This window comes from Moorena sp. (assembly GCF_982860115.1).
This window is the reverse complement of the sequence record NZ_CEYLVT010000362.1, coordinates 1-4,877: the sequence shown is the minus strand read 5'-3', so window position 1 is coordinate 4,877 and position 4,877 is coordinate 1. Positions and strand designations below refer to the sequence as shown.

Below are 4,877 nucleotides of genomic sequence, written 5' to 3'. Positions count from 1 at the left end.
GGGAATCGGGAATCGGGAATCGGGAATCGGGAATCGGGAATCGGGAGTCGGGAGTAGAAAACTATGAAATCGACGATAGCGCTTCTCATAGTAAACAGAATTTTTTCCCATCTCCGACTTACCTGTTCTTTCTTGCTAGCATGCCTATTGCCTATTGCCTATTGCCTATTGCCTATTGCCTATTCACTACTCCCTACTCCCTGCTCCCTGTTCCCTACTCCCTACTCCCTACTCCCTTTGCTATATCCTATAAACTATACTTAAATTCTCAATTCTTCCCTTGTCACCAATCCTAGACCTTCGTAATCTAGAAACACGCTTTTTCACCCCAGCTGGTACTGTCCATGCTGTCAATGGTATTTCCTTCCAGGTCAATCAAGGGGAAACCCTAGGGATAGTTGGTGAATCCGGTTCTGGTAAAAGCATCACCGCCCTGTCGATTATGGGACTAATCCCATCTCCTCCTGGAAAGATTACCAATGGTGAGGTCATTTTTGAAGGGCGTGACCTCCAAACGCTTACTGAGGGGGAAATGCGGAAAATCCGGGGTAACCGTATCGCTATGATTTTTCAAGACCCCATGACTTCCCTTAACCCAGTACTAAAGGTAGAAAGGCAAATTACTGAAGCCCTACGGTTACACCAAGGGATGAGCCGAGAGCAAGGACGGTCTAGGGCGATTGAACTCTTAGAATTAGTGGGAATTCCTGGTGCAGCGGAACGGATTAGTAACTATCCCCACCAATTTTCTGGAGGGATGCGCCAGCGAGTCATGATTGCCATGGGATTAGCCTGTAATCCCCAGTTGCTGATTGCCGATGAACCTACCACTGCTTTGGATGTGACCATCCAAGCCCAAATTGTAGAATTAGTCAAGAAACTGCGCCAGGAAATTGGGATGGCCGTGATTTGGATTACCCATGATTTGGCGCTATTGGCGGGATTAGCGGATCGGATTTTAGTGATGTATGCCGGTCAAGTCGTAGAACAAGCATCGGTGATGGAAATCTATAAAAATCCTCGCCATCCCTATACTATTGGTTTACTAAACAGTATTCCCCGTCTGGATGAACAGCGCCAAGAGCGTTTGCAGACCATTGAAGGGTTACCACCAGATTTAACCAATTATCCCCGAGGTTGTCCCTTTGCGGCTCGTTGTCCTTTCGTGATTGATCAATGTTGGCAGAACGATCCTACTTTGGAATTAGTAAGTGTTGACCATGAAGTAGCTTGTTGGGTTAAGCCAGAGCTGAATAGGGGCGTTGTTAATTGAGAATTAATTGCTCTACAGTTTGTAAGAGGGAATCGGGAATCGGGAATCGGGAATCGGGAACAGAAATCAGTATTATTCCTCCAAGTATTTTACTGCGGCTTCACGGTCTAACAAAGGAGTTAGCTTAGCCTCATCCATCGCTTGATTAAGACAATAATCTTCTAATCTTTCTGATAACTCATCTAAAGCAATATTTTCTTCTGGGAATAACTTTCGCCACAAGTCAATTGATTTAAAAATGCTATATATAGAGATATTCATAGTAATAATGTATAGATATTTTTTTATATTCCCTATTCCCTATTCCCTAAAATAATAATTGTCTGGGGCATCTTACTGCTTTAACTTTTGCTGAACCAAGGACGGTGTTTTTTCTTGCATATCACGGGCAAATTCTTCATCCTCACGAATCTGTTGCCTGATTTCCTCAAAATGGTCATGATAATAAGCTAAAGCAGCATAGACATCTGCTAAGGTAATGGTAGGGTATTGTGAAACAATTTCATCCGGTGACAATCCTATTCTTTCGTGCCAAATGACAATATCTTCAACCCGAATACGATGACCGGCAATGCGAGGTTTGCCACCACAAACCCCTGGTGTAATTTCAATATGCTTTGATATGACACTACTCATGTTGTATCCTATTTATACACTGGTTTTACCATTATATCTCACAATAATATCTAAATTCGACTGGATGCCAAAATCTGGTTAGCAGTTAAACTAAGATCCGGAAAGACTTTCGATACAAGACCATCATCATTTCGGAACAATTCTTTTTGATACTCATCCTCTACTAAAGTGCAAATTGTAATGGTTGGTTGTTTAGGTTTACCAATATAATTTCTACCACCAATGCCCAGATAATCGACAATCCAGTATTCAGGCACACCTAGTATGGCATAATCTTCAACTTTACGAGCATAATCGTTCTGCCAATTGGTGCTAACAACTTCAACAACAAGCTTGATTGAGTTTCCCAAGGTAATCACAGGCTCTTTTTGCCATAAAGGTTCATTTACGAGCCGAGTTCTATCTAATACAATCACATCAGGACGAAACGCTGTTTGAGTTCCTAAAATTTTGATCAGACATCGGTAGGGAATAACATAATCTGGGTATCCTCGGTCAATCTCCACATTTAACTTCCGTCCCACAAACCCTGCTACTTCTTCATGTGGTCCCGTAGGTTCCATGTCAATTAGTTCCCCATCGATTAGTTCATAGCCTTCGTTGTCACCATACTGAGTAATAAACTCATCAACAGTTATAAACGTTGGTAAAGCTTGAAGCATTACAATCGCACTCCTTATCAGGATAAAATCATGCTGGCAGTGGTAAGCTACTATTATCAATACTTAAATCTTAACGGTCAATCGTGTTAGATCAAAAATATAATGAAAAACAACTTTTTTTATGTAAAATCAAAAGCATCATGACACAACCCACCTTTTCAGAAATATTAGAAGCAGCCGATCGACTTTCCTTAGACGATCAAGAAAATCTAATTAATAGTTTAATAAATCGCCTTCGCTCTCGGCGAAGAGCCGAGAGAATTAGAGATGTTAAAGAAGCTCAACAAGAGTTTGCTGAAGGAAAATGTCAACCCGTTACTCCTGAACAGCTCACATCGGAAATTCTCTCGTAACGTTTTACCGATTACCCTCAACTCATCTTGGCCAAAGATGCCCCTAACCACCCAGAGAAATTCTGCTGCTGGGCATGGGTAGGATTCTTCACTGGCATGACTTGGTAACGACTGGGTTGAGATTTCCCTAATGTAATCGGTAGAGTAACCAATTGATCCTGATGGAATACACTAAGCTCGATCACATCACCAGCTTGGTAATCTTTTAAGCGATCGCATAATTGCTCCCCCTTGACTCGCAACCCATCAATAGCCAGTAACTGATCACCAGCATCCACTCCTGCCACTGCTGCAGGAGAATCCATCTCCACAAACTGGATCCAGTCCTGACCATTGTCAGTTCTCACCTTTACCCCCAAGTAAGGCACAGAGTCTTCATCCACAGCCACCACTTGTAAGCCAAAGGGTTTGAGATACTCATTGAAGGGCAATTCCTCCTTACCCTCAATAGTCTTCGAGAAGAAATTACTTAAATCTAGCTCTGCTACGGATTCTATTACCTCTCGCAGTTGTTGGGGAGTAAAGCCAATTTCCCCTTTACCAAACTGCTCCCACATAATTCTTATCACATCATCAAGGGATCGCTTATTTCCATGGCGCTCCCGGATTAACAAATCCAGCAATAACGACACCATTTCCCCTTTCAAATAATAGGAAATTTGGTTATTATCACTGTTAGCATCCCGTCGATAAAGCTTAATCCAAGCATCAAAACTCGACTCATCCAGGGGTTGCACCTTACGTCCTGGTGTAGTTAAAAACCGAGTAATTTCTTTACTCAAATTCTCTAACAACGTCTTAGCATCATAGATACCAGCCCGTTGGGGAATTAATAAGTCATAGTAACTGGTTGTTCCCTCAGAAAACCACAACGATGTCGTATAGTTTTCCTTTTCATAGTCAAAGGTTTCTAGGGCTAATGGTCGAATCCGCTTAACATTCCACAAGTGAAAGAACTCATGAGCCACCAGTTGCAAGAAGCGATTGTACTTATCCTTTGCCCGAAAACCAAAGCGTGAGTAAATTAACGAACAACTATCCTTATGTTCCAGTCCCCCAAAGCCACTAGCCGTTAGATAAAGCAAGAACAAATAGTGATCATAAGGTAAACCCCCAAACAGTTCAGCTTCTACCTGGATAATCTTCTTAGTATCCTCAATAATCCGCTTTGGGTCAGCATTCCCCTCTCCCCAGATGGCCAATTGATGGGGTTTGCCCAAAACTTCAAAGTCATAGAGCTTATGATCACCAATTTCAAAGGGACTATCGACTAAGGTATCAAAATCCCTGGCCTCAAAGGTATTAAATTTGCCTGACACTGCTGGTAAAGGTGTGGTCACCCGCCAATTGGGATTAGGTGGCGCGATAGTCACCTGGCAAGGGTGTTGTTCAAATCCTGGGATGAAGAAGAACAGAGCAGCACCATTAAAATAACCGTGGCTAGCATCTAGGTGATTAGTGCGTACCGTTAATTCATTAGCAAAGATACGATAACGCACAGTGATAGCCGACCCATCACCAGTTTCCACTAGCCAATGATTCTTGGCCAGTTTCCGCCACGGTAAAGACTGGGTAGGATTACCGGTATCCGCAGAGAAATCTTGTAAATGTCGAGCATACTCCCGCACTAAGTAAGAGCCTGGAGTCCAAACAGGCATCTTTAAATCTAACAAAGGGGCTTCCCAGCCTTCCACTTGTAGCGTTACCTCAAACAGATGGGATTGAGGCTGAGGCATAGCGACATGGTAGTGAATAGCTAGGGTACTAGTGGCTGTGCTGCTCCGAAAAATAGTTCTTGCTTCAGTCATTACTCAAGATTAGGGATTACCATTTAGCTTTCAGGGTAGCAATCCTCTGAGCAGATAGCATTTTCATTTGAGATGTAAACATAGAGGAAATAGGGAATCGGGAATCGGGAATCGGGAATCGGGAATCGGGAATCGGGAATCGGGA

7 protein-coding genes are annotated in these 4,877 nt (G+C 42.8%); 3 read left to right on the top strand and 4 right to left on the bottom strand.

Going from position 1 to position 4,877, the window contains the following annotated elements; translation table 11 throughout:
- Positions 1 to 140 precede the first annotated feature (140 nt).
- Together AC4II3_RS31270 and AC4II3_RS31265 are read left to right on the top strand one after the other, a co-directional pair.
- On the top strand, positions 141 to 296 hold the full coding sequence (locus tag AC4II3_RS31270) for a hypothetical protein (protein WP_488016430.1): 156 nt from the start codon (positions 141 to 143) through the stop codon (positions 294 to 296).
- Positions 281 to 1,273, top strand: coding sequence for an ABC transporter ATP-binding protein (locus tag AC4II3_RS31265; RefSeq protein ID WP_488016428.1), 993 nt, complete (start codon positions 281 to 283; stop codon positions 1,271 to 1,273). The genes AC4II3_RS31270 and AC4II3_RS31265 overlap by 16 nt, the downstream gene beginning before the upstream one ends.
- A gap of 72 nt (positions 1,274 to 1,345) precedes the next feature.
- Here the strand turns inward: AC4II3_RS31265 and AC4II3_RS31260 are convergent, their stop codons facing one another.
- The 3 genes from AC4II3_RS31260 to AC4II3_RS31250 form a co-directional block, all read right to left on the bottom strand.
- On the bottom strand, positions 1,346 to 1,534 hold the full coding sequence (locus AC4II3_RS31260; protein ID WP_488016426.1) for a RelB antitoxin-like protein: 189 nt from the start codon (positions 1,532 to 1,534) through the stop codon (positions 1,346 to 1,348).
- 72 nt (positions 1,535 to 1,606) lie between these two features.
- Complete coding sequence (locus AC4II3_RS31255; RefSeq protein WP_008185608.1) at positions 1,607 to 1,909, bottom strand: DUF433 domain-containing protein; 303 nt, start codon at positions 1,907 to 1,909, stop codon at positions 1,607 to 1,609.
- Between the two features lie 50 nt (positions 1,910 to 1,959).
- Positions 1,960 to 2,571: a Uma2 family endonuclease gene (locus tag AC4II3_RS31250; RefSeq protein WP_488016423.1), complete on the bottom strand. Its 612-nt coding sequence runs from the start codon at positions 2,569 to 2,571 to the stop codon at positions 1,960 to 1,962.
- Between the two features lie 140 nt (positions 2,572 to 2,711).
- Between AC4II3_RS31250 and AC4II3_RS31245 the strand changes: the two genes are divergently transcribed.
- Positions 2,712 to 2,924 carry a hypothetical protein gene (locus AC4II3_RS31245; RefSeq protein ID WP_488016421.1) on the top strand — a complete coding sequence of 71 codons (213 nt, stop codon included), beginning with the start codon at positions 2,712 to 2,714 and terminating at the stop codon, positions 2,922 to 2,924.
- A 17-nt stretch (positions 2,925 to 2,941) separates the two neighbouring features.
- On the opposite strand, the gene AC4II3_RS31240 is transcribed toward AC4II3_RS31245, so the two are convergent.
- Entirely contained in the window at positions 2,942 to 4,732 is a 1,791-nt protein-coding gene (locus AC4II3_RS31240) for a M61 family metallopeptidase (protein ID WP_488016419.1), read from the bottom strand.
- Positions 4,733 to 4,877: the final 145 nt, after the last annotated feature.

Excerpts from the sequence above, each read along its gene's own strand:
- AC4II3_RS31270 (WP_488016430.1), top strand. The coding sequence starts at position 141 with ATGCCTATTGCCTATTGCCTATTGCCTATTGCCTATTGCCTATTCACT.
- AC4II3_RS31260 (WP_488016426.1), bottom strand. The coding sequence starts at position 1,534 with ATGAATATCTCTATATATAGCATTTTTAAATCAATTGACTTGTGGCGA.
- AC4II3_RS31255 (WP_008185608.1), bottom strand. The coding sequence starts at position 1,909 with ATGAGTAGTGTCATATCAAAGCATATTGAAATTACACCAGGGGTTTGT.
- AC4II3_RS31250 (WP_488016423.1), bottom strand. The coding sequence starts at position 2,571 with ATGCTTCAAGCTTTACCAACGTTTATAACTGTTGATGAGTTTATTACT.
- AC4II3_RS31245 (WP_488016421.1), top strand. The coding sequence starts at position 2,712 with ATGACACAACCCACCTTTTCAGAAATATTAGAAGCAGCCGATCGACTT.
- AC4II3_RS31240 (WP_488016419.1), bottom strand. The coding sequence starts at position 4,732 with ATGACTGAAGCAAGAACTATTTTTCGGAGCAGCACAGCCACTAGTACC.